The 20591-nt window shown below is 71.0% G+C and carries 18 protein-coding genes; 7 read left to right on the top strand and 11 right to left on the bottom strand.

The features are described from left to right. Positions 1-493: 493 nt before the first annotated feature. From ACFSKW_RS18760 to ACFSKW_RS18750, 3 genes are all read left to right on the top strand, one after another. Positions 494-2017 carry an ABC transporter substrate-binding protein gene (locus ACFSKW_RS18760; protein ID WP_379573544.1) on the top strand — a complete coding sequence of 508 codons (1524 nt, stop codon included), beginning with the start codon at positions 494-496 and terminating at the stop codon, positions 2015-2017. Between the two features lie 3 nt (positions 2018-2020). Next, positions 2021-2959: an ABC transporter permease gene (locus tag ACFSKW_RS18755; protein ID WP_379573543.1), complete on the top strand. Its 939-nt coding sequence runs from the start codon at positions 2021-2023 to the stop codon at positions 2957-2959. Positions 2960-3136: 177 nt separating this feature from the next. Then, on the top strand, positions 3137-5773 hold the full coding sequence (locus tag ACFSKW_RS18750) for a dipeptide ABC transporter ATP-binding protein (RefSeq protein ID WP_379573542.1): 2637 nt from the start codon (positions 3137-3139) through the stop codon (positions 5771-5773). Between the two features lie 65 nt (positions 5774-5838). Here ACFSKW_RS18750 and ACFSKW_RS18745 read toward each other — a convergent pair whose 3' ends face one another. The 7 genes from ACFSKW_RS18745 to ACFSKW_RS18715 all read right to left on the bottom strand — a co-directional run bounded on the left by ACFSKW_RS18745 (position 5839) and on the right by ACFSKW_RS18715 (position 13706). Continuing rightward, positions 5839-6933 (bottom strand): DUF4192 domain-containing protein, encoded by a 1095-nt coding sequence (locus ACFSKW_RS18745; protein WP_379573541.1) that lies wholly within the window; start codon positions 6931-6933, stop codon positions 5839-5841. A 565-nt stretch (positions 6934-7498) separates the two neighbouring features. After that, positions 7499-8203 carry a carbon-nitrogen hydrolase family protein gene (locus tag ACFSKW_RS18740; RefSeq protein WP_379573540.1) on the bottom strand — a complete coding sequence of 235 codons (705 nt, stop codon included), beginning with the start codon at positions 8201-8203 and terminating at the stop codon, positions 7499-7501. Positions 8204-8397: 194 nt separating this feature from the next. Then, positions 8398-9150 (bottom strand): EI24 domain-containing protein, encoded by a 753-nt coding sequence (locus ACFSKW_RS18735; protein WP_379573539.1) that lies wholly within the window; start codon positions 9148-9150, stop codon positions 8398-8400. A 9-nt stretch (positions 9151-9159) separates the two neighbouring features. Next, positions 9160-9741 carry a Maf family protein gene (locus ACFSKW_RS18730; protein WP_379573538.1) on the bottom strand — a complete coding sequence of 194 codons (582 nt, stop codon included), beginning with the start codon at positions 9739-9741 and terminating at the stop codon, positions 9160-9162. A gap of 158 nt (positions 9742-9899) precedes the next feature. Then, positions 9900-10628 carry a DUF937 domain-containing protein gene (locus ACFSKW_RS18725; protein WP_379573537.1) on the bottom strand — a complete coding sequence of 243 codons (729 nt, stop codon included), beginning with the start codon at positions 10626-10628 and terminating at the stop codon, positions 9900-9902. A gap of 83 nt (positions 10629-10711) precedes the next feature. Next, positions 10712-12655 (bottom strand): ATP-dependent zinc metalloprotease FtsH, encoded by a 1944-nt coding sequence (gene ftsH, locus ACFSKW_RS18720; RefSeq protein ID WP_379573536.1) that lies wholly within the window; start codon positions 12653-12655, stop codon positions 10712-10714. A 109-nt stretch (positions 12656-12764) separates the two neighbouring features. After that, a complete protein-coding gene (locus ACFSKW_RS18715) occupies positions 12765-13706 on the bottom strand; it encodes a hypothetical protein (RefSeq protein WP_379573535.1) in 942 nt (313 codons plus the stop codon). A 209-nt stretch (positions 13707-13915) separates the two neighbouring features. Between ACFSKW_RS18715 and ACFSKW_RS18710 the strand changes: the two genes are divergently transcribed. Continuing rightward, on the top strand, positions 13916-14773 hold the full coding sequence (locus ACFSKW_RS18710) for a DUF3616 domain-containing protein (protein ID WP_379573534.1): 858 nt from the start codon (positions 13916-13918) through the stop codon (positions 14771-14773). Here ACFSKW_RS18710 and ACFSKW_RS18705 read toward each other — a convergent pair. Then, positions 14763-15392 carry a peptidyl-tRNA hydrolase gene (locus ACFSKW_RS18705; RefSeq protein WP_379573533.1) on the bottom strand — a complete coding sequence of 210 codons (630 nt, stop codon included), beginning with the start codon at positions 15390-15392 and terminating at the stop codon, positions 14763-14765. The genes ACFSKW_RS18710 and ACFSKW_RS18705 overlap by 11 nt on opposite strands. After that, entirely contained in the window at positions 15334-16647 is a 1314-nt protein-coding gene (locus ACFSKW_RS18700; protein ID WP_379573532.1) for an MFS transporter, read from the bottom strand. The genes ACFSKW_RS18705 and ACFSKW_RS18700 overlap by 59 nt, the downstream gene beginning before the upstream one ends. Before the next feature lie 72 nt (positions 16648-16719). On the opposite strand from ACFSKW_RS18700, the gene ACFSKW_RS18695 reads away from it, so the two are divergent. From ACFSKW_RS18695 to ACFSKW_RS18685, 3 genes are all read left to right on the top strand, one after another. Beyond that, complete coding sequence (locus ACFSKW_RS18695; protein WP_379573531.1) at positions 16720-17670, top strand: GlxA family transcriptional regulator; 951 nt, start codon at positions 16720-16722, stop codon at positions 17668-17670. Positions 17671-17812: 142 nt separating this feature from the next. Beyond that, entirely contained in the window at positions 17813-18667 is an 855-nt protein-coding gene (locus ACFSKW_RS18690) for an ABC transporter ATP-binding protein (RefSeq protein ID WP_379573530.1), read from the top strand. Positions 18668-18694: 27 nt separating this feature from the next. Further along, the gene (locus ACFSKW_RS18685; RefSeq protein WP_379573529.1) at positions 18695-19288 is read left to right on the top strand and encodes an ABC transporter ATP-binding protein; all 594 of its coding nucleotides are present in this window, start codon (positions 18695-18697) and stop codon (positions 19286-19288) included. A gap of 66 nt (positions 19289-19354) precedes the next feature. Here the strand turns inward: ACFSKW_RS18685 and ACFSKW_RS18680 are convergent, their stop codons facing one another. Both ACFSKW_RS18680 and ACFSKW_RS18675 read right to left on the bottom strand, forming a co-directional pair. Then, on the bottom strand, positions 19355-20119 hold the full coding sequence (locus ACFSKW_RS18680; RefSeq protein WP_379573528.1) for a class II aldolase/adducin family protein: 765 nt from the start codon (positions 20117-20119) through the stop codon (positions 19355-19357). A gap of 9 nt (positions 20120-20128) precedes the next feature. Beyond that, positions 20129-20587 (bottom strand): hypothetical protein, encoded by a 459-nt coding sequence (locus tag ACFSKW_RS18675; protein WP_379573527.1) that lies wholly within the window; start codon positions 20585-20587, stop codon positions 20129-20131. Positions 20588-20591 lie beyond the last annotated feature (4 nt).

Here is a 20591-nt window from a genome sequence, read left to right as displayed (position 1 = left end):
GGCGGTCGCGACATCGTACGCGCACCGCCTTCCCGTGTTTCCTCCTTCACTCTTGGGCCGCACGAATCCCGGCTCCGGTAGCGCACGGCCCCTGGCGGTGGCCAAGGGGCCGGCCATGCGCAGGCGCGTCCTCTCGCGGGCGAGAGGGTCGTGTCCGTCGGGAACCGACCGCGTTGTGTGCCGCCGCGCCCGCACTCTCGACGTGCCACGCGAATCGTGCGCCGCACTGCGAACCTGCGACGGGCTGGACGAACCGGCGGGCACGGCACACCGCGAGACGGGGACGCACGAACCCTGGGGCGTGCCGTACGAGCCGGCGGCGATCTGACGACAACCGCGGTCTCGGGGTCGAGCGGCTGATCACGTCGACGTGCCGGTCGCATGAGAACTCCACGTTACGAAGGGGTTGCGATCACCGGGGCTTCAGGTGTTAAAACACTACCAACTGATAGGTAGTTTTTGTTGCTGCACGTCCTCACCCCCAGGGGGATCCATGCCGGTTTCCAACCGAACGGCCGCCGTCGCCGCCCTCGCCGTTCTCACCCTGCTCGGCACGGCCTGTTCGGGCGGCGGCTCGACCTCCGCGCCCGCCGGCGAGAAGGTGCTGACCCTCTCCGCGCCCGCCGACGTGTCGAGTTGGGATCCCGCGATGGGCGCGGGCGCGACGTCCGTCGTCTATCTGCAGGCCGTCTACTCCTCGCTCACGACCCTGAACCCCGACCTGTCGATCACGCCCGGTCTGGCCAGTGGCTGGACGTACGACACCGGCAAGACCACGCTCACCATGAAGCTGCGTGACAACGTGGTCTTCTCCGACGGCACGAAGCTGGACGCCGCCGCGGTGAAGGCGAACCTCGACCGGGGCCGCGCCACCACGGGTCCCACCCAGTCGGCGCTGGCAACGGTCGCATCCGTCGACGTCACGAACCCCACCGAGGTCGTGGTCAAGCTGAAGAAACCCGACCCCGGACTGCTGTTCAACCTGAGCCTCGTGCCCGGCATGATCGCCAGTCCGAAGGCGTTCGGCACACTCAAGACCAACCCGGTCGGCAGCGGCCCCTACCTGCTCGATCTGTCGGCATCCACCCGCGGCTCCTCCTACACTTTCACGCGCAACGCGAAGTACAACCTTCCGGTGACGTACGGCTTCGACAAGCTGCAGGTCAAGGCGCTGCCCGACACCAACGCCATGCTCACGGCCGCCACGAGCGGCCAGGTGGACACGGGCGGCATCCCCATGTCGGGGCTGAACGCCGCGAAGGCGGCCGGCCTGCAGTACAAGGAGATGACGGGGCTCATCCTCGGCATGTGGATCGTCGACCGCGCCGGCAAGCTCGCTCCGCCGCTGGCGAAGCTGAAGGTCAGGCAGGCCATCAACCACGGCCTCGACGCCGAGGGCATCCTCAGGTCGGTCGGCGGGGGCTCGGGCAGGCGGACGACGCAGATGTTCGCGGCGGGCTCGCCCGCTTTCGTCGACGAGCTCAACGCGCGATACCCCTACGACCCCGCGAAGGCCAAGAAGCTGCTGGCCGAGGCCGGATACCCGAACGGGTTCACGCTCACGCTGCCGAGCGAGAACGCCTACGTGCCGACGCTGTACCCGGTCGTCGCCCAGCAGCTCGCCCAGATCGGGATCAAGGTCGTCTACAAACCGGTGTCCACCAACCAGATCACTCAGCAGTACCTGGCGGGCACGTACCCGGCGTTCATGTACACCTACACCGCCACCCAGAACTGGATCGACGCCTCCCTGTTCCTCGCGGCGGGCGGGGTGTTCAACCCGTTCCACGTCGACGACCAGACGATCTCGAAGCTGATGGAGGAGATCTCCGTCGCCGACGAGGCCAAGCAGGCGGAGCTGTTCAAGGAGCTGAACACCTACGTCGTCGACCAGGCCTGGTTCGCCCCGCTGTACTCCTCGACCAGCCTCCTGGTCTGGAACAGGAGCAAGGTGAAGATCGACGTGCCCGACACGCAGCTCTTCGTCTTCCTTCGCGACTACCAGCCGGCGGTCTGACCGGTGCGCGCGCTCCTGGTACGGCGGCTGGCCGCGGCGGCCGTCCTCCTCATCGTGATCACCGCGCTCATCTTCGGACTCACCAGTCTGGTGCCCGACCCCACCCAGCAGATCCTCGGCGTGACCGCCACGGCCGACCAGTTCGTGGCCAAACAGCATGAACTGGGGCTGGATCGGCCGGTGGGCGTCCGGTATCTGGCATGGCTCGGCGACGCCGTACGCGGAGATCTCGGCGTGTCCTGGTTCACGGGCGTGCCCGTCGCCGACACGATCACCGCACGGCTGCCGATCACCGCGTCGCTCGCCGTGCCGGCGACGCTCGTCTCGGCGTTCCTCGGCATCGCGTACGGCATGCTCGCCGCCATCCGCGGCGGATGGGTGGACAGGACGGTCCAGGTGCTGGCGAGTATCGGCTTCGCCGTACCTGGCATGTGGATCGCGCTGCTGCTCGTCATCGTGTTCGCGGTGAACCTGCCATGGCTGCCCGCCACCGGCTACGTGTCGATCAGCCAGAGCCCCGTGCAGTGGATCAGGTCGCTGATCCTGCCCGTCACGGCGATCGCCATCGGATCCGTGGCCGCGATCGCGGCACAGACCCGCAGCGCGGTGGCGTCGGTGCTCGCGCAGGACTACGTGCGCACGCTGCGCAGCCGCGGACTGCCACGCGGGCGGTTGCTCCTGCGGCACGTGCTGCGCAATGCGGCGCCGACCGCGCTGACCGTCGTCAGCCTGCAGTTCATCGGCCTGTTCGGTGGCGCGATCGTGGTCGAGCAGGTCTTCGCCATCCAAGGGCTCGGCAGCCTCGCTTCCGCCAGTGCCAGTAGGTCGGACATTCCCGTCGTGCTCGGCGTCGTCGTGGTCGGCGTCGTCGTCGTGCTCGCCGTCAACCTGGTCGTCGACCTGCTGGTCGGCTGGCTCGACCCGAAGGTGAGAACTCGATGACGCGCCCACACGGCCTGGTCACCGACCCCCACGCCGCCAGGCACGACCCGAAGGTGAGAACCCGATGACGCGCCCACACGGCCTGGTCACCGACCCCCACGCCGCCAGGCACGACCCGAAGGTGAGGCGCCCACACGACCTGCACGCCGCTGGATTCGACCCGAGAGTGAGGATCCGATGAGGCGCCTGCTCGGTCGGCCTGGCGCGGCGGTGTCCGCCGCGTTCCTCCTGGTCGTCTGTGTCGCCGCGGCGGCGGCCGACCTGCTCGCGCCCTATGCGGCCGACTTCGTCGACCTGCCCGCCGTGCTCGGCCCGCCGAGCGCCGCCCACCCGATGGGCGCGGACGGCTCCGGCAGGGACGTGCTGAGCCGGCTGCTGTTCGGCGCCCGCGACACGCTGGTCGGCGCGCTTCTGGCCACGGTCGTCGCGCTCGTGGTGGGCGTCACGGCGGGCATGCTCGCCGGATACTTCGCGCGCTGGGTGGACGCGGTGGCGAGCTGGGTCTTCAACCTGATGATGGCGTTGCCCGCCATCATCGTGGTGCTGGCGTTCGTCGCCGTCGCCGGGCCGGGACTGATCGGCATGATGGTCTTCGTCGGGTTCCTGGCCTCGCCGTCCATCTACCGGCTCGTCCGGGCCGCCACTCAGCGGGTGCGCGGCGAGCTCTACATCGACGCGGCGAAGGTCTCCGGCCTGTCCGACCTGCGCATCGTGCGCAGGCACGTGCTGTCGGTGGTCAGGTCGGCCGTCGTCGTGCAGGCGCCGCTGCTGTTCGGCGCGGCGATCCTGATCCAGGCGGGCATCACCTTCCTCGGGCTCGGCGAGCCGGGCGCGCCCAGCTGGGGCGCGATGCTCAACGACGCCGCGACCAACGTGTTCACCGCGCCATGGCTGTCGATCTGGCCCGGCGCGGCCATCGCGCTCACCGTCCTCGCGGTCACCCTGCTGGGCAACGCCGTACGCGACGGCCTCGAACCGGCCCGTGCTCCCGCCGCAGCGCCCCCTGCCTCCGCGCCGCCCGCCCCTCACACTGACGCCCTCCTGACGATCACCGGCCTGACCGTCGCCCATGGTCCCGTCACGGTCGTCGACGCGGTGTCGCTCGCGGTACGGCGGGGCGAGGTGCTCGGGCTGGTCGGCGAGTCGGGCTCCGGCAAGACGCAGACCGTGCTGGCCGCGCTCGGACTGCTGCCCGGCACAGGCCGGATCACCGGCGGCGGCGTCGTGTTCGACGGCACGGAGCTGACCGGACTGTCCGAACGGGACCTCAACCGGATGCGCGGCCGACGCATCGGGTACGTGTCGCAGGAGCCCATGGCCAACCTCGACCCCAGCTTCAGGGTCGGCAGCCAGCTCATCGAACCGATCATCGTCCACCTCGGGCTGTCCAGGCGCGAGGCGAAGCGGCGCGCGCTCGACCTGCTGGCCAGGGTCGGCATCGCGGACCCCGCGCGGATCTACCGGTCGTTCCCGCACGAGATCTCCGGAGGCACGGCGCAGCGGGTGCTGATCGCGGGTGCCGTGTCCTGCGATCCCGACCTGCTGATAGCCGACGAGCCGACGACCGCGCTCGACGTCACGGTGCAGGCGGAGGTGCTCGATCTGCTGCGGTCGCTGCAACGCGAGCGCGGGATGGCTGTGCTGATCGTCACCCATGACCTGGGAGTGGTGGCGGACATGTGCGATCGCGTGGCGGTGATGCGGGACGGCCGGCTCGTGGAGACGGCGCCCGCCGCCCGGCTGTTCGCTGCGCCCGCCGAGCCGTACACGGCCACGCTGCTGGCCGCCAACCCGCACAACGCGACACCCCGGCGCCCTGCACCTCGGGTGACGCGGATCAACGGGAAGGCGCATCCCGGACGGTCCGCGCCCGTCCCCGGCCTCGCCGTCAGCGGCCCGAACCCGGGCCGACCCAATCCAAACGGGCCAATCCCAGTCGGGTCGATCGCAGGCAGACCCGATCCAAGCGGACCCGTCACAGGCGGGCTGGTCTTCGGCGGGCCGCTGCTGGAGGTGGATCGGCTGTGCGTGGACTTCAGGCAGCGGGGCCGGCGCAGGCCGCCGCTGCGGGTGCTGCGCGAGGTCAGTCTCGCCCTCGCCGCGGGTAAGACGCTCGGCCTGGTCGGGGAGTCGGGCTCTGGGAAGACCACGCTGGGCAGGGCGGTGCTCGGACTGGCCCCCATCACCGGGGGCGCCATCCGGTTCGCCGGCGGCCCTCCGGCTCCGCGCGAGGCGAGGGCGAGGGACGTGCAGGCGGTGTTCCAGGATCCGTACAGCTCGCTGAACCCGGCCATGCGCATCCACGACATCCTCGTCGAGCCGCTGCTCGTGGCCGGGAGTCACACCGCCGCCGATGCCGGCAGGCGTATCAGGTCGCTTCTCGACAGGGTGGGGCTGCCCGCCGGCACCGGCGAGCGGCGGGCCCGCGAACTGTCCGGCGGGCAACGTCAGCGGGTGGCCATCGCCCGCGCGCTGGCGCTGGGACCCAGATTGATCATCTGTGACGAGCCGGTGAGCGCGCTCGACGTGTCCACCCAGGCGCAGGTGCTCGACCTGCTCATCGAGATCCAGCGGGACACTGGGGTGGCGTACCTGTTCATCTCGCACGACCTGGCCGTGGTGCGGCACGTCAGCGACCGCGTGGCAGTGATGGCGCAGGGCCGGATCGTCGAGACCGGAGACGCCGAGCAGGTCACGACGAATCCGCGCGACCCCTACACGCGGCGGCTGCTGCTGTCGGCTCTGGTGCCCGATCCGGAGGAGCAGGCCCAACGGCGCGCTGCCCGGCTGGCGATGTTCCCGAGCTCGACGTGAGGATTGCCGAGCTTGAGCGGCTGGCCGGTCGTGGAACCGCGCGGCTCGGGTGAATCGGAAAGGCTTCACGAGAGGGCCTCCTCTCTCTCGTCGAGGACGGCGGTGAGCGGCAGCAACCAGCTCGCCCGCGGCGCGCCCATGGCCGCGTCGAGCTCGGCTGGACTCGGCATGCGGTCGCGCAGCACGGCGGGCGAGAGGAGTTGCTGGAGCGCGTGCATCAGAAGCTTGGCCATCGAATAACCGGGGTCGATGGCCAAAGCGCGTTCGAGGGCGATGGTCGCGAGGACGCACTCGCCGCCGCGCCAGGCCGACATCGCGAGGAGAGCGGCCGCAGGCGGGACGAAGCGCGGTTCGAGCCGCCGCGTGAGGTCCCTCCAGAGGGCGAGGTGGGCGGGCTGAGTGGCGTCGTCGAGGAGGGTCCAGGCCTCGTCACGGATCCTGATCACGGACAGGTCGAGCCCCAGGCGGGCGACCTCCTTGTCCTCGATCCTCGCCCCTGCCTTGGCGGTCTCGATGGCGGCGCGGACCCTGGCCAGACCTTCGGCGACGAACCGCTGAGCGAAGTGGTCGGCGTCGGGGGCGGAGGCCATGGTGGCGCGGAGAGCGGCGACGGCCCCCGCGGTGGCCCGGCGCATCGACAGCCGCACGGGGCCCGCGTGGGGCGCGATCGTGGCCTCCAGGGTGGAGCGATCGGGTAGGGCGACCAGGCCCTGCACGGTCGCTTCAGCGGCTATCTGGCTGGTGGAGGTGTCGTACGGCGTGCCGTCCAGCGGACAGCAGTCGGGCAGGTCGCACACGTACGACCAGTAGCGGCCCTCATGAGCGCGCAGGACCTCGCAGGGGACGACGCCGCACCATTTGGCGATGGAGCCGAGCTCGTCGACGGCAGAGGTGACACGGGCGCGCGTGCCGTACCCGACGGCGACGAGATGGGTGATCGACTCTCTGGCGAACAGCGCGGCGAGGGGGCGCAGCGAGCCTGGCGACAGCGGCAGGTCCCAGCGTGCGCAGACGCGCATCTCGCCATGGCCGACGCCGCCCGCCAGCCCGATGACGACCAGGCTGTCGGTCGGGTGGAAGCCGACGATGTACGGCACGGCGGCCAGGACGTCGGCGGGCGTGGTCAGGGTGAGTGCCGGTTCGGTGAGGTGGGTGCTCATGGGGCATGAGGGTGCCGGGTGAGGGGTGGGGACGTTTCGGGCGAGCGTGGTTCTGTGGATGGCGTCGGTCGCACTCGCTGGCCTGTGGACGGGGCCGTCGTGCCCGCCGCCCTACGGACAGCCGCCCTCGCACCCGCGGCCTGTGGAAGGCGTGGATGGGGCCGTGGTGCCCGCCGCCATACGGACAGCCGCTGTCCCACCCGCGGCCTGTGGAAGGCGTGGATGGGGCGTCGTGCCCGCCGGCTGGTCTACGGATGGTGGTGGTACTGGTGAGCCGTGAAATGGGTGGCCGGATGCGCGGCGATCCCGGCCTCCTCGATGCGAAGGCGGCAGGTGAGGAGCGCGCAGTCCACCGTTCTCAGCGGAGGCCGGCGCGGGCGACCGGAGGCGGCGAGCGTGGAACGGCGCCAGGTGCGACCGTGGACAAGCCCCTGAAGACGCGTGCATGTGACGGTCCGTGCGCGCGAGTCCGGAAAGGGCCGGGCATGCAAAGGCGCGTACGGCGCGGAAGGCGAGGCATGCGAAGGCGCGTGCGGTGCGGGCGGGGAATGGCGGGGAGCGCGGGTCAGCGGAGGGTGGCGCGGGTGAGGGCGCCGGGTTCCGGGCCGGTCTGGGTGATCACGGTGCCGTCGGCGGACCAGATGCCCGAGCGGCCGGCGGCCGCCGTGTAGCCCTCGCCCGTCGACCCCGCGAAGCTCGCCACCGCGACCCGCACGCCGTGCTCGATCGCGACGCGGCGGGCGCGCTCGTCCTGGACCGCCGTCTCCTCCGCGTGCTTCAGCGTGCCCCCGACGTACACGTCGATCCCCAGGGCGGCGGTGTCGGACGCGTGCTGGGGCACGCCCATGTCCTTGCAGATCGCGAGGCCGAGCCGCCACCCGTCCACCTCGTGGACGGCGGGCTTGGCACCGGGGGCGAACCGTTCGGCCTCGGCGGTGCCGAGCCACAGCTTGTGATAGGCCACGCGGGCACCGGCGCCGTCGACGGCCAGCATGGAGATGTGCGGGTCGCCTTCCTCTCCGGCGACGGGCGCGCCGACCAGTGCGAGCGATCCCGTGTCCGCGCAGGCCGAGACGACGGGCGCCAGGCGGGGGTCCACGGCCGTGATGACCGGAGCGTCGAGGTGGTAGCCCGTCAGGGAGAGCTCGGGGAACACCACCACGCGGGCCCCCGCGGCGCGGATCGCCGCCGCGTGCGCGGCCGCGTTGGCCGCCACGTCGTACGGCACGCAAGAAGGCTGGGCGACTGCGATGACAAGTGGTGCGCGCATCCGGACTCCCCTCAATGCCTCATGAGTCCCGCCTCACCCACAAAATGTACGACGACGGTATTACCAGGATGTTTCCTGCGTTTCCCGTGTCCCCCTGGTTCCCGGCAACGCCCGTTTCCCGGCAGCTCCAGTCTCCCGGCAACGCCCGTTTCCCGGCAGCTCCAGTCTCCCGGCAACGCCTGTTTCCCGGCACGCTAGGCATGCGCGGGAGGCAGGGCGGCAAGCCGCGAGCGCACCATCAGGGCCGCCCCCGCCACGGCCGCGGGCATCGCGATCACCGCCACGAAGGGCACCAGGAACAGCAGGAAGACCAGCACCCCGAACCCCAGCGCGGGGGCCTTGTTGGCGCGGAGCACCCCGAAGCGGGCCTTACGGTTCATGCCCCGCCGTTCCATCGCCAGCGACGTCAGCTCCACCGTCAGGAAGAAGCCGGACACGAGCGCGCCCAGCACCGGCACCACCGTCTGCCCGATGACCGGCACGAACCCGAGGAAGAACAGCGGGATCGTGAACATCAGCGCGTACAGCAGCGTCACCAGGCTGTCCTTGAGCGAGCGCGGGATCGACCGCCACCACGGCACGTCGTCCGCCCCCTGCAGGGGATCCACCTTCTCCGACAGCTTTTCGTAGAACGGCTCCCCGATGGCCAGCGTGAGCGCGGTGAACGTCAGCACCGCAAGCGCCAGCCCGCCGATGAACAGCAGTACCCCGAGCGCTCCCCTGAAGAAGTCGCGCCACCCTGGAGACCAGCCGTCGGCGAACGGAGTGAGGAAGTCGGCGATCTCGCTGGCGTTGTTGCCCAGGTAGACCAGCGCGGCGACGTAGACGGCGAACGCGATCAGCGCGGGGATGAGCCCGAAGGCCCACCATCTGCCGTTCCTCGCCACCCAGCCGACACCCTGGAAGAAGAACCCGATGCCACCGGCGAACTCCCGCAATGATCGCATGGGGAGAAACTAGCGCCAGAAGTCGGTCACCGCGTAACCGAGTTCCGCGAACAGCTCGCGAACGAGCGGCAGGGAGATGCCCAGCACGTTGCCGTGGTCGCCCTCGATGCCCTCGACGAACCAGCCGCCTAGCCCGTCGAGGGTGAAGGCGCCCGCCACGTGCAGGGGCTCGCCGCTGGCGACGTAGGCGGCGAGTTCGGCTTCGGACGGCATGCCGAACCGCACCGTCGTGGACGCCACCTCGGCGGCCCGCCGTCCCGTGGCGACGTCGATCACGCAGTGACCGGTCAGCAGCCGCCCGGTCCTGCCGCGCATCATCCGCCAGCGCGCCAGTGCCTCGTCCGCGGTGCCAGGCTTGCCGTACGGCCTGCCGTCCAGTTCGAGGATGGAGTCGCAGCCGATGACCAGGCCCTCGCTGAGCCCCTCGGCGACGGCCTGGGCCTTGGCGACGGCCAGCTTCAGCGGCAGGTCGGCGGCGAGGACGGCGGTGAAGGCCTCCTCGTCGACCCCGCTCACGATCACCTTGGGATCGAGCCCGGCGCTGCGGAGCAGGGCGAGACGGGCGGGCGAGGCGGAGGCGAGCACGATCACCTGGTCAGTTTAACGGGACCCCGTCCCTGCCCGCCCCGGCCTCGGCAGGACCCGGCGTCACCCGCAGGGCCGCTTGTCTCCTGACCCGCCGCCTGAGACGAGCGCCGCCGCGGTGCCCGACCTCACCAAGGCTCCCCTGACCCGCCGCGGTGCCTGCCTCACCAGTCGGGGTTGGTGTTCTCCTGATCAGCCGACTGGGGCCGGCGCTGCCCCGGTGCCTGCTGCTCCGCCGGAGCCTGCTGTCCCGGCTCCCGCGCCTGTGACGTCTGGGGCCCGGACGGCTCGGGCCGGGACGACTCGGGTGAGGGCTGCGGCCCGCCCAGCAGGCCGCCCAGCAGGTCTCCCAGGCCGCCCGCGCCCGCTCCGCCGGCGCCACCGCCCAGGATGCTCCTGAGCAGCTCGCCCAGCACGTCGTTCATCCCGCCGGGAGCCGTGGACTGCTCCTTGTTGAGGTCGTCGGCCACCGCGCCCGCGTCCATGCCCTGCCTGCTGGCCCTGTTCGCCAGGATCGACATCACGATCGGCGCGAGCGCGGCCAGCACCTTGAGGATCGTCGCCGAGTTGAGCCCGGCGAACTGCGAGATCCCGTCGGCCGCCTGCTCGGTCCCCTGGCGTCCGAGCACATGGCCGAGGATGCCGCGCCCCTCCTGTTCCAGGTCGGAGGGATCGGCGCTGAAGGGGTCCCTGTCGACGTGGTCGTCCAGCGCCGTGCGCAGGGCCTGGGCGCCCTGCGGTTCGCCCGTGTTGTAGGCCATGCCGCCGACGATGGTGGTGACCGCTGCCTCTACCACGGTGCGGGCCTGCGTGGTGTCGGTGCCGAGCAACCCGGCGATCTGCTCGAGTCCGGGATCTCCGAGGCGGGCGAAGATTTCATCGTTGAGAGTCACACCGGGCAAGGTGCCCGGACCCATGCCCCGATAAGACCACAAAGGGGTCAAAGCGGGCCGTCGAGCGACCCGCTTCGATGACCCTAGTGCGGCTTGGGCTCGATGGCCGGCCTGTTGGCGCGCGGCAGCCCGGCCGCCGCGTAAGCCTGTGCCTCGTCCAGCGTCTCCTGCTCCAGCAGCGCCACGACGATGGCCTCCAGCCTGTCCCTGTTCTCGTTGAGCACCCTGACGGCCGCCTCGTAGCACTCGTCGACGATCCGCCGCACCTCCTCGTCCAGCGCGGCGAGCGTGTGCGGGGCGGCCTGTGGCTGGCCGTCGTTCGGCAGGATCGTCAGCGGGCCGATCTTCTCCGACATGCCCCACCTGCCGACCATGCCGCGCGCGATCATCGTGACCTGCTCGAGGTCGTTCTCCGCGCCCGTGGTGATGACGCCGTAGATGACCTGCTCGGCCGCCATGCCGCCGAGTGCGCCGATGATGCGTCCGCGCAGGTACTTCTCGTCGTACGCGTAGCGGTCGGTATCGGGCGTGGACAGCGTCACGCCGAGCGCCCTGCCGCGCGGGATGATCGAGATCTTCCTGACCGGGTCCGCGCCCGGCTGGAGCATGCCGAGCAGGGCGTGCCCCGCCTCGTGGTAGGCGGTCCTCGTGCGCTCCTCCTGCGGCATGACGATCGAGCGGACCGCGCCGAGTTGCAGCTTCTCCAGCGCGTCGGCGAAGTCGGCCGAGGAGACCTTCTCCTTGCCGCGCTTGGCGGCCAGCAGCGCGGCCTCGTTGACGAGGTTGGCCAGGTCCGCGCCCGTCATGCCGGGCGAGGTCTTGGCGAGCTGCTCCAGACTCACGTCGCCGTCGAGGGGAACGCTCCTGGTGTGCACCTGCAGGATGGCGACCCTGCCTGCCGCGTCGGGCGGGGACACCATGACCGTACGGTCGAACCGTCCGGGACGCAGCAGCGCGGGATCGAGCACCTCGGGCCTGTTGGTGGCGCCGATCACGATGACACCCTCGGCCCCGGAGAAGCCGTCCATCTCGGTGAGGATCTGGTTGAGCGTCTGCTCGCGCTCGTCGTGCCCGCCGATGCCGCTGGCACCGCCCCTGGCCCGGCCGATGGCGTCGATCTCGTCGATGAAGATGATCGAGGGGGCGACCTTGCGGGCCTCCTCGAACAGATCCCGCACCCGCGAGGCGCCGACGCCGACGATCATCTCGATGAACTCCGACGCGCTGGCGGAGAAGAAGGGCACGTTGGCCTCGCCCGCGACGGCTCGCGCGAGCAGGGTCTTGCCCGTTCCCGGCGCTCCCGCGAGCAGGACGCCCTTGGGCAGCTTGGCGCCGAGGCGGCGGTACTTGTCAGGGTCCTTCAGGTAGTCGACGATCTCGACGAGCTCGTTCTCCACCTCGTCGATGCCCGCCACGTCCTCGAACGTGACGCGGATCTTGTCACTCGCGATCGGCTTGGCCGCCTTCGACTTCCCCAGACCGCCGAGCCCGCCGCCGCCCATCATGCTGGCGCCGCGCCGCATGACCCAGATCCACAGCGCCGCGAGGACGGCGATCGGCAGCAGCGACAGCAGCAGGTTGAGCAGGAAACCGCGGCTGCCCGTGCTGATGGGCTCGGCCTTGATCTCCACGCCCGCCGCGGTCAGCTGCTGGTAGAGCTGCTCGTCGTTGGCGAACACCGGGATCTCGGTGACGAACTTGGTGTACGACTTGTTGGAGCTGTCAGGGTCGGTCGCGGCCTTCTTCAGGTCTCCTGTGACGGAGTAGCCCTGGGCGTAGACCTCCTTGACGTTGCCGCCCGTCACCTGCTTGGTGAACTGGCTGTAGGAGATGGTCTCCATCTGCCCGTCGTCGAAGAACGACGAGATCAGGAAAAAGCCCGCGTACACCACGAGCAGCGTGATGACGAAGCGCCACCAGTTGATTTTGGGCCGGCCGCCCGCTCCTCCCCCTGGCAAGCCCTCGGCACGCCACGGCTTGGGCTCCTTGTCCGGCTCCTTCTTCGGCAAGCTCGAACGCTCAGCCACGGCGTCACTCCCCCAACATCGCCGCATTCTCTGTCGCTTCACAATAAGAAACGCACGCAATTGACCGAACCGTACGGTTTTGGTCATCTGTGCGCACGTTTCTCATTCGTCAGCCTAGAACACGAACTCCCGACATGACGCGTCGGATGTCGGCCCATCGCTTCTTCTGGGCGTCGGGGATCGAGACGAAGACCAGCGCGGGCCTGTCCCGCCCCGCGTCGAGGACGGCGACGGCCGCGACCGAGGAGCGCTTGCCGTACTTCACCTGGTAGTAGAGGGTCCAGCCCTTCTTGATCGGCTGGGTGCCGAGCCAGCGGATCACCGCACCCTTGGGGTGGTGGTTCAGGGTCCATCGGGCGGCCAGCAGGGCGGTCTCGCGCAGCCGCTTCTGCGCCTCGATCGGCACGGGACAGCTGACCAGCATCGCCCTGGGGCTCGCACCGGCCTTGGGCAGCACCTGCTTGGAGGTGAAGGGCGCGGCGCCGTACCGCTTCCACGGGCCGCGCAGGCGGGGCACGGACACGCCCGCCTTGACGTCCTTGATCGTCCCGCTGGTCGCGACCGGCTTGCCCGGGAGCGCGCGCATCCTGATGCGGCCGGGCAGCTTCGGCACCCTGCGGTCGGCGGCCAGCGCCTCGAGCGCGGTGTAGCCGGGCGCGATGGTCGCCCCTGGACTCGGCGTCGCGGAGGGCGCCGGGACGCCGGAAGCAGAAGGGGCCGGGACGCCGGAAGCCGAGGGGTCGGAGGGAACGGCCGAGGAGACCGGCGCGGCGACGGCGGAGGACGTGGCAGACGGCGGGTCGGCGGAACCGGCGGCGGGATCCTCCGATGCCGCGGACGAAGGCGGGGCTGAGGCCGCGGCCGAGGGATCAGCCGAGAGGGCTGGTGAGGCGGGTGGCGAGAGGGCGGACGAGGAAGGTACGGCCGGTGGCGCGGCGACCGGCCGGGCGGCGACCTCGTCCGCCTCTCCTGACAGTGCGATGGCGAGCCCGCCCGCCACGACCACGGCCAGCGCGGCCACGACGGCCAGCACCCGGTAGACCACGCGCATCCGCAGGTCACCCAGGCGACTGCGCTTGAGCGGAGAGCCTGTGGGCCTCGCCTGATACTTAACCTGAGGCCCTGCGGCCCCACTCTCCCCATCGAGCACGATCGGGAGCGTACGACATATCGCCGGATTACGTGTAGAAAGCGGCCATGGTGGAACTCCGATTTGACCACGCGTCACGTGAAGCGCAAACGCACACGAACCTGTCCGCGTTGCGCGTCGACGCCTCCGGTCTGTGGGTCGCGGGCGACGAGACCGCCACCATCGAGCGCCTGACCTGGACAGGCGAGCGTTACGACCACGAGCGCACCTTCCATCTCGCCGACTACGTGGACCTGCCCGCGGGCAGGGACGACGAGGCCGACATCGAGGGCATCGCGAACACGGACGGCGTGCTGTGGGCGGTCGGCTCGCACAGCCTCAAGCGCAGGAAGGCCAAGCCGGCCGACCCGGAGAAGGTGGCCAGACGGCTGGCCACGGTCATCCGCGAGCCGAACAGGTTCATCGTGGTGCGGCTGCCGCTGGAGGGCCCCGACGCGGTGGGCAAGGGGGCGGTCCTCACCGGGCTGGCCGACGTGCTCGCCGACGATCCGCATCTGGGCCCCTTCACCGCGATCCCTGGGAAGGACAACGGCCTCGACATCGAGGGCGTCGCGCTGCTCGGCGAGCGGGTCTTCCTCGGGCTGCGCGGGCCGGTGCTGCGCGGGTGGGGGGTCGTGCTCGAGCTCGACGTGCAGGATTCCGGCCGTGGCCGACTGCGGCTCAGGTCCTTCCGCAAGCACTTCCTCGACATGGGCGGGCTCGGCGTGCGCGACCTGTGCCCCTACGGGGACGGGCTGCTGATCCTGGCCGGCCCGAGCATGAGCCTGGACGGGCCCGCCACGCTCATGCTGTGGAGCGGCGAGGGGCAGCCCACGTTCGTGAGGGACCTGCCGTACGGTGTGGGCTGCGACCATCCCGAGGGCATGGCCGTGCTGGGCGACGGCAGGCTCATGGTCGTCTACGACAGCCCCGCCCCGGAGAGGCTGACCCCCGAGGGCGGCGTGCTGGCCGACATCATCACGATCTGACGCGCAGCCACGGCACGTCCGCGACGAACGTGCACGAGCCCGGTGCGATCTCGGTGAACCCGGCGTCGCGCACGACCGGCAGGCCACTGACCGCCAGGGCGTCGAAGTCGCTGGTGGGGCGCACGGACGCCTTCAGCCCCTGCTCGCGCCATGTCTGCCGCTCCTCGGGCGCGCTGGCCCACCAGGCGAGCTGGGCGGCGTGGCCCGCCTGTGCCATCGCCTTGCCCGCCGACATCCGCAGCGCCGGGTTCTCCCAGAGGACCGGCGGCTCGGCGGGACCTGGCTCACCGGTGTCGACGAGCTCGGTCCCGCCGACCTGCAACCGGGCCAGGTCCTTCGGCCAGTCGTCCAGGGGCACCGGTGGATAGACGCGCACCTCCGCCGTGCGGTGCTCGATCGTACGGCCGGGCAGCGCGAGCGCCCTGCGCCATTCGGCGCCGCGCGCCCTGCGCACGACCTTGCGGATCCTGCCGGTCGACTGCCAGGTCTCCAGGTCCTCCTCCCACTCGCCGGGGTCGGCGAGGAGGTCGAGCACGGCCATGGCGGTCGCCTCGAGGGCGTCAGTTCGCTCGGGAGGGGTCGCGCGTTCGATCCTGACCACCAGAGGGAGCACCATCATGGGTCCCAGCATGCCGTATGCGGGAGCGAGGAGCCTGCGACGATATGGCCATCGACATCCCCGCCGCCAGGAGGCACAGCGCGCCGGCCACGTACCACGCCAGGTCGTAGGCGCCCATGTGGTCGCGGGTGAGCCCGGCGCCGACGGCCGCGACCGCGGCGCCGACCTGGTGGGAGGCGAAGACCCAGCCGAAGACGACCGCGCCGTCCGAGCCGTAGATCCTCCTGCACAGCGCCACCGTCGGCGGCACCGTCGCCACCCAGTCCAGGCCGTAGAAGACGATGAACAGCAGCATGCTGGGCTCGGCGGACGCGGCGAACAGGCCGGGCAGCACCATGAGCGACAGGCCGCGCAGCGCGTAGTACACGCCGAGCAGCACCTTCGGGTCGACCTTGTCGCTAAGCCAGCCGGAGGCGACGGTGCCGACGACGTCGAAGACACCGACGAGCGCGAGCAACCCCGCCGCCGTGGCCTGGGGCATGCCGTGGTCGTGCGCCGCGGGGATGAAGTGGGTCCCGACCAGGCCGTTGGTGCTCGCGCCGCAGATGGCGAAGCCGCCGGCGAGGAACCAGAAGGCGCGGGTCCTGGCCGCCGATCGCAGCACGCTCAGCGCCCTGACCGCCGCGTTGACCGTGGGCGGCTCCGGCCTGACGGCGGCGGTCGCGCCGAGCGCGGTCGTGCCGACGTCGGCGGGATGGTCGCGCAGGAACACCCATACCAGCGGCGCGACGAGCAGGGCCGCGCCGGTGACGGTGAGGGAGGCGATCCGCCAGCCCGGGCCCTCGGCCAGCCAGGCGAGGACGGGAAGGAAGACGAGCTGTCCCGTCGCTCCCGCGGCGGTGAGGATGCCGGTGACGACACCGCGGTGCCGGACGAACCAGCGGTCGGTGACCGTCGCGACGAACACCAGCGCCATCGAGCCGGTCCCGAGGCCCACCAGGAGCCCCCGGCAAAGCACGAGCTGCCAGCTGGCCCCCATGAAGACGGTGAGACCGCTGCCGAGCGCGACCAGGGTGAGCGCCACCGAGACGACCCTGCGCATGCCGAAGCGGTCCATGAGGGCGGCGGCGAAGGGCGCGGTCAGGCCGTACAGGACGAGATTGACGGAGACGGCGAGCGAGATCTCTCCGCTCGACCAGCCGAACTCCTCCTGGAGGGGGTTGATCAGGACACCAGGGGTGGCGCGGAACCCGGCGGCGCCGATGATCGCCACGAACGCGACCCCCGCCACCAGCCACGCGCGGTGCAACTTCATGCCGACCATCTTCCACAGCCAGCTAAAAGCGGCGCGAGTGGCCGGATAGCCAATATGTGAAAGAATCAGGCCATGGCGCATCGGATCGCTGTCGTCGTCCTGGACGACTTCGCCCCGCTCGATCTGGGCATTCCCGGCCAGGTCTTCTGGGCCGCACGCGACCGCGACGGCAACCATCTGTACGAGGTGGTGACCTGCTCCGTCGGCGGCGCCCCCGTCAGGACGAACGCGGGCTACCGCGTGCTGCCCGACCACGGCCTCGAGGTGCTCGACAGCGCCGACACCGTACTGGTGCCCGGCGTCCACGGCGGGCCCGCGATGCTCACCGGCACGATCCCGCCCGCGCTCGGAGAGGCGCTGCAGGGGCGGCCGAGGGTGATGTCGATCTGCACGGGGGCGTTCGTGCTGGGTGCGGCGGGACTGCTGGACGGGCGTCCGGCCACCACCCACTGGATGAACGCCTCCCGCTTCCGCAGGCTCTTCCCCAAGGTGCTGCTCGACCCCGACGTCCTGTTCGTGGACGACGGCGACGTGCTCACCTCCGCGGGCGTCGCCTCAGGGCTCGACCTGTGCCTGCACGTGATCCGCCGCGACCACGGCAGCGAGGTGGCCAACCGTACGGCCCGCCGCTGCGTGATGCCGCCATGGCGGGAAGGGGGCCAGGCGCAGTACATCGACCGGCCGCTTCCCGAGGCCAACGGCAGTGGCACCGCCGCGACCAGGGACTGGATGCTGGAGCGCCTGCAGGAGCCGCTCGACCTGGCCGCGCTGGCCGAGCACGCGCGGATGAGCGTGCGCACCTTCACCCGGCGCTTCCGCGAGGAGACGGGCCTGAGCCCCGCCAGATGGCTGGCGCTCCAGCGGGTCGAGCAGGCGCGCCATCTGCTGGAGACCACCGACCTCGCGGTGGCCCAGGTGGCCAGGCGCTCGGGCTTCGGCACAGCCGTCTCGCTGCGGCAGCATCTGCACGCCGCCGTGGGCGTGTCCCCGCTGGCCTACCGGCAGACGTTCAGGCGCAGCTAGTTGCAAATAATCATGCGACCCGCCCTTTGGGTGAGCACGCTGCTCGCCGTCGTCTCCCTGTCCGCCGTTACCGCTCCCTCCACGGGCCCGGCCCCCGCCGGCGACGCCTTCGTCATCGCGATCAGCTCGGAGTTCGAGACCCTTGACCTTCTCCGTACGGCCTGGCCGGTGCCTCGCGCTCGTCGGCGAGTCGGGGTGCGGCAAGTCGGTCCTGGCCCACGCGCTGCTCGGGCTGCTGCCCGCCAACGCCCGCGTGTCGGGGCGCGCGGTGCTCGACGGGTCGCTCGACCTGCTGTCGGCGACGCCCGCCGTACTCTCGGGCAGGGTGCGCGGGCGCGAGATCGGGCTGATCTCGCAGAGCCCCGCCACGCACCTCACACCTGTCCGCACCGCGCGAGCGCAGTTGCGGGAGGCTCTCGGCGAGCTGGGATCCACGCGGAGCGCCGACGAGCTGGCCGAGCGGTTCGGCCTGGCCCCGCGCGACCTCGACCGCTACCCGCACGAGCTGTCAGGCGGGATGGCGCAGCGGGCGGCCAACGCGATCGCCCTGGCCGGCGACCCTGGCCTGCTGATCGCCGACGAGCCGACCAGCGGCCTGGACAGGCCGCTGGTGGAGCGGACCATGGCCGTGCTGCGCGAGCTGTGCGAAGAGGGCAGGGCGGTGCTGGTCATCACCCATGACCTGCGCGCCGCCGCGCAGGTCGCCGACGACATCGCCGTGATGTACGCCGGCCGCCTGGTCGAGGCGGGACCCGCCGCCGAGATCCTCGAGCGCCCCCGCCACCCCTACACAGCGGGGCTCGTCGCCGCCCAGCCGGACAGGGAGTTCGTCGCCGTCCCCGGGATGCCGCCCGAGCTGACCGCGCTGCCGCCGGGGTGCGCGTTCGCGCGCCGCTGCCGGCACGCGGGCGCCGCCTGCGCCACGCAGCCCGCGATGGCCGCAGGGGTCTCGTGCCACCATCCGCTCAGGGATGCAGGACATGCTCGCCGCTCATGACATCACCGCCGGGTACGGCGGGCGTCCGTGCTGTCGCGCGTCTCCATCGAGGTGCCACAGGGCCTTACCGTGGGGCTCGGCGGGCCGAGCGGGTGCGGCAAGTCGACGCTGGCCAGGGTGTTGTCGCTGCTGCTGCGGCCGTTGTCGGGCGGGGTGAGCCTCGAAGGGACGGCCGTGACGCGGTGGCGGCAGCGCGCTCCCAGGCGGCTGCGAACGCGCGTCGCGCTGCTGTACCAGCAGCCGAGAACGGCGGTCGACCCGCGGCTGACGCTGCGCCAGATCATCTCCGAGCCACCGGCCGCCGCGGGCCGTCCCGCGCCTTCGCTGGTGGAGGAGCTCGCGGCGGAGGTCGGGCTGACCGGCGACCTGCTGACCCGGCGGCCCCACGAGGTGTCGGACGGGCAGCTCCAGCGGGCCTGCCTGGCACGGGCGTTGACGCTGGAGCCGAAGTACCTGATCTGCGACGAGATGACCACGATGCTGGACGCGTCGACGCAGGCGCACCTGGTCGCGGTCGTCCGGTCCTACCAGGCGCGAACGGGGGCGGGGGTCCTGGCGATCAGCCACGACCAGGTCCTCCTGGACCGCTGGGCCGACTCCGCCGTCTCCTGGCCCACCTGACCGCGCATCTCCGAGAGCGCGCCTCGCCCCACCACGCGCCTGCCGGAGATCGGCGGAGGGCGAGGGTCACTCGAACAGGTCGGGCTGTTCCCTGGTGATCTGGTCGTGCAGCGGCTGGTAGTTGATCCACCCCACCAGGTCGTTGCCGATCTGCTGATGCGTCAGCACCGCGTTCTCGTGCGAGATCGGCACCACCTGTCCCGCCGCCTTGGCAAGCAGCTGCACCTGCGCCGACCGCTCCATCGTGATGAACCACCACGCCGCGGCGTCCACGCTGTCGCCCACCGTCAGCAGCCCGTGGTTGCGCAGCACGACCGCCTTGTGCGAGCCCAGCGCGGCGGCGATCCTCTTGCCCTCCTCCAGGTCCGTCACCACGCCCGTGTAGTCGTCGAACAGGCCGTTGTCCTGGTAGAACGCGCACGCGTCCTGGGTGATCGGCTCGATGGTCTGCCCGAGCGCCGACAGCGCCCTGCCGTACACCGAGTGGCTGTGCGCGGCCGCGACCACCTCGGGCCTGGCCTGGTGCACCTGGGAGTGGATCGCGAAGGCGGCCTCGTTCACGTGGTAGCGCCCTTCGACCACCTTGCCCTCGTGGTTGACGAGGATGAGGTCGCTGACCCTGACGTGCTTGAACGACATCCCGAACGGGTTGACCCAGAAGTGGTCGGTGAGCTCGGGGTCGCGGGCGGTGATGTGGCCGGCCACGCCCTCCTCGAACCCGAACTTGCCGAAGACGCGGAGCGCGGCGGCGAGGCGTTCCTTGCGGTGGCGCCGCTCCTCTTCCACGTTGTCGAAGGCGGGGGGCAGGCGGAAGATCAGATTCTCGGACATAACAATATTCTAGTTCGCGTACGGCACGCCGATCACTCGCGCGCGGACGGCCGTCACCAGCGCCTCCCCCGCCAGTCCGACGCCGATGGACAGCGAGATCGGCCGCGCCTGCTCGTGCAGGCCGAATCGCGTGGCCAGCAGGCCGACCCCGATGCTCGCCGCCGCGGAGACCACCCAGACGACCAGCGTCCGCCAGGTGTAGCGCTGCCACAGCACGCCTTCGCGCTCGAACAGTCCCGTCGTCGAGGCGCGCATCGCGCCGAAGCCCAGCGCGACCAGGCCGCTGATCACGAGCCAGAGCACGTCGACAGGTGTGAGCGCCACGGCGGACAGCGCGTGGATCCCGAGGCCGATGAGGACGAGGGGCGGGACGTAGACGTCGCGCGCGTTCAGCGGCTCGCCGATCATGCGCCTGACGACGACGTAGCCGACCAGCCCGACGATCAGCACGATATTTAGCACGGTCATGCCA

The organism is Nonomuraea mangrovi (assembly GCF_042681425.1).
Taxonomy (GTDB): domain Bacteria; phylum Actinomycetota; class Actinomycetes; order Streptosporangiales; family Streptosporangiaceae; genus Nonomuraea; species Nonomuraea mangrovi.
This window is presented reverse-complemented; position numbering and strand designations above follow the sequence as displayed.

What these genes read in the sequence shown, in the direction of transcription:
- ACFSKW_RS18715 (WP_379573535.1), bottom strand. Translation starts at nt 13,706, where the DNA reads ATGCGCGTGGTCTACCGGGTGCTGGCCGTCGTGGCCGCGCTGGCCGTG.
- ACFSKW_RS18675 (WP_379573527.1), bottom strand. Translation starts at nt 20,587, where the DNA reads ATGACCGTGCTAAATATCGTGCTGATCGTCGGGCTGGTCGGCTACGTC.
- ACFSKW_RS18680 (WP_379573528.1), bottom strand. Translation starts at nt 20,119, where the DNA reads ATGTCCGAGAATCTGATCTTCCGCCTGCCCCCCGCCTTCGACAACGTG.
- ACFSKW_RS18740 (WP_379573540.1), bottom strand. Translation starts at nt 8,203, where the DNA reads ATGCGCGCACCACTTGTCATCGCAGTCGCCCAGCCTTCTTGCGTGCCG.
- ACFSKW_RS18695 (WP_379573531.1), top strand. Translation starts at nt 16,720, where the DNA reads ATGGCGCATCGGATCGCTGTCGTCGTCCTGGACGACTTCGCCCCGCTC.
- ACFSKW_RS18745 (WP_379573541.1), bottom strand. Translation starts at nt 6,933, where the DNA reads ATGAGCACCCACCTCACCGAACCGGCACTCACCCTGACCACGCCCGCC.
- ACFSKW_RS18735 (WP_379573539.1), bottom strand. Translation starts at nt 9,150, where the DNA reads ATGCGATCATTGCGGGAGTTCGCCGGTGGCATCGGGTTCTTCTTCCAG.
- ACFSKW_RS18750 (WP_379573542.1), top strand. Translation starts at nt 3,137, where the DNA reads ATGAGGCGCCTGCTCGGTCGGCCTGGCGCGGCGGTGTCCGCCGCGTTC.
- ACFSKW_RS18705 (WP_379573533.1), bottom strand. Translation starts at nt 15,392, where the DNA reads ATGATGGTGCTCCCTCTGGTGGTCAGGATCGAACGCGCGACCCCTCCC.
- ACFSKW_RS18700 (WP_379573532.1), bottom strand. Translation starts at nt 16,647, where the DNA reads ATGAAGTTGCACCGCGCGTGGCTGGTGGCGGGGGTCGCGTTCGTGGCG.
- ACFSKW_RS18760 (WP_379573544.1), top strand. Translation starts at nt 494, where the DNA reads ATGCCGGTTTCCAACCGAACGGCCGCCGTCGCCGCCCTCGCCGTTCTC.